Source organism: Rhodococcus sp. (in: high G+C Gram-positive bacteria) (assembly GCF_049299235.1).
GTDB lineage: Bacteria > Actinomycetota > Actinomycetes > Mycobacteriales > Mycobacteriaceae > Rhodococcus.
In genome coordinates this window covers 1-2,082 of sequence record NZ_JBAQXC010000213.1, presented here as the reverse complement: position 1 = coordinate 2,082, position 2,082 = coordinate 1, and the positions used below count along the sequence as shown (strand labels likewise).

At 67.9% G+C, this 2,082-nt stretch carries 3 protein-coding genes and 1 tRNA gene; 3 read left to right on the top strand and 1 reads right to left on the bottom strand.

The window, feature by feature from the left end; translation table 11 throughout:
* On the bottom strand, window positions 1-527 hold a 527-nt coding region (locus WAX14_RS12415), incomplete at its 3' end, for a prephenate dehydrogenase/arogenate dehydrogenase family protein (protein ID WP_422628362.1).
* A gap of 48 nt (window positions 528-575) precedes the next feature.
* Between WAX14_RS12415 and WAX14_RS12410 the strand changes: the two genes are divergently transcribed.
* The 3 genes from WAX14_RS12410 to WAX14_RS12400 all read left to right on the top strand — a co-directional run bounded on the left by WAX14_RS12410 (window position 576) and on the right by WAX14_RS12400 (window position 1,760).
* Window positions 576-1,139: a tRNA adenosine deaminase-associated protein gene (locus WAX14_RS12410; RefSeq protein WP_422628361.1), complete on the top strand. Its 564-nt coding sequence runs from the start codon at window positions 576-578 to the stop codon at window positions 1,137-1,139.
* Between the two features lie 11 nt (window positions 1,140-1,150).
* Entirely contained in the window at window positions 1,151-1,615 is a 465-nt protein-coding gene (locus WAX14_RS12405; protein ID WP_422628360.1) for a nucleoside deaminase, read from the top strand.
* Window positions 1,616-1,669: 54 nt separating this feature from the next.
* Window positions 1,670-1,760, top strand: a tRNA-Ser gene (locus WAX14_RS12400).
* Window positions 1,761-2,082: the final 322 nt, after the last annotated feature.

Below are 2,082 nucleotides of genomic sequence, written 5' to 3'. Positions count from 1 at the left end.
CCACAGTCCAGGGCGAGTCCGGCGACCCGCTGCCACACCCCGGGATCGGCGCTGTCGTCGACGGTCACCACCCACACGGCGTCACGGAACAGGTCGGCGGTTCCGGCGTCCCATCCGGATTCGGCGGTGCCCGCCATGGGATGCCCGCCGACGAACCGGGCCGACAGTCCCCGTGCGGCGACCGCCGCCGCGACCGCGGACTTCACGCTCACCACGTCGGTCAGGGCGACGTTCGGGGCGTGCTCGGCGACTGCGGCCAGCACCGCGTCCACAGCAGGCATCGGGACCGCGACGACGACCAGCGCGTCGGAGGTGGCCGCCCGGCGCAGCACAGCGGGCAGATCGGTGGACGCGTCGAAGCCATCCGAGACCGCGGCATCGACGGCACCGGGCGAGCGGTTGTAGGCCCACGCTTCGCGGCCTGCGGCAACCGCGGCGCGCAGCAGCGATCCGCCGATCAGGCCGAGACCGAGCACGCAGACGGGCGGGGCGGAAAATGCAGCAGGCACCGTATCAGGTTGGCACATTCGCCGCCGGACTTCATTCGAGGGACATCGCCGACTACCGTTGCGCGCATGGCTGCACAGCGTGTAGGGGACAAGAGTCCTTCCGTAACGACATCCGGGGCACCCGGTGGGGGTTCGGTGGAGGACCTTGACGGGTTCGCCGTCGCTGTCACACGTGAGGAAGGTCGGTGGAAGTGCAGTGCCCTGACGTCGGCGGCGTTGACGAGTCTGTCGACCGCGGAGACGGAACTGCGCGAGTTGCGGAGCGCCGGGGCCGTCTTCGGTTTGATCAACGTGGACGACGAGTTCTTCGTGGTGGTGCGTCCGGCCCCGGCGGGGGCCCGGCTGCTGCTGTCGGACGCGACGATGGCCGTGGATTACGACATCGCCGCCGACGTACTGGACGCACTGAACATCGAGATCCCCGACATCGACCCTGACGAACTCGACGAGGTCGAGCCGTGGGAGGAGGGTGATCTGGCGATCCTCGCCGACATGGGATTGCCGGAGCCGGTGCTCGCGGTGATCCTGTCGGAGACCGAGCTGTACCCGGACGAGCAGATCGAGGAGATCGCGCAGCGGCTCGGATTCGACGACGCGTTGTCCTCGACGCTGGACAAACTGCAGCAGTAGAGCAGCAGTAGATGGGTGTGCGGGACGACGAGAAGCTGATCCGGGTCGCGCTCGACGCGGCGAGCGCCGCACCCGCCGGGGATGTTCCGGTGGGTGCGGTGGTGTTCGCGGCCGACGGTACCGAGCTGGCGCGGGCGGCGAACTCGCGGGAAGCGACCGGTGATCCCACCGCGCACGCCGAGATCCTCGCATTGCGGGAGGCAGCGCGGGTACACGGCGACGGGTGGCGGCTCGAGGGCGCAACCCTGGCCGTGACGTTGGAGCCGTGCACGATGTGCGCGGGCGCGATCGTCCTCGCGCGGGTCGGCCGGGTCGTGTTCGGGGCGTGGGAACCGAAGACCGGCGCGGTGGGGTCGCTGTGGGATGTGGTGCGTGATCGTCGACTCACCCATCGCCCCGAGGTGCGGGGCGGGGTTCTGGAACGCGAATGCGCGGCGGTCCTCGAGGGCTTCTTCCACGCCCACCGTTCCGTCTAGTGTGCTGACCTGCCGATTTCGGCTCAGCGGTGCGATCCGGTAGTGTCTTCTAGCGGTGGCGTGTCCGAGCGGCCTAAGGAGCACGCCTCGAAAGCGTGTGACGGGTAACCCCCGTCCGAGGGTTCAAATCCCTCCGCCACCGCCACGAGTCCCCCACCTGTTCACTCAGGTGGGGGACTTTTTTGCTTCCCGCAGGGCTATGTCGCCGTCGGCTCTGCCCGCTTTTGCCCACAATCTCTGATGAGTAGCGGGCATGGAGGGCACGTGCGACTTCGTCGAGGTCGCTGTCGTCAACCAGCACTAGCTGTCGGTGTCATTTGCCATAGTCGCAAGGCGAGGTGATTGAGCTAGTGCATACTGGCGAGCACCAGCGCACACTGGATTCATCGCAGAGGAGGTTCACCATGACCGCAGTCTTGCCCCCGCGGGACCTAGTGCGTTCTCTGACGGTAGAGGAAGCCAAGGGT

What these genes read in the sequence shown, in the direction of transcription:
- WAX14_RS12405 (WP_422628360.1), top strand. Translation starts at nt 1,151, where the DNA reads ATGGGTGTGCGGGACGACGAGAAGCTGATCCGGGTCGCGCTCGACGCG.
- WAX14_RS12410 (WP_422628361.1), top strand. Translation starts at nt 576, where the DNA reads ATGGCTGCACAGCGTGTAGGGGACAAGAGTCCTTCCGTAACGACATCC.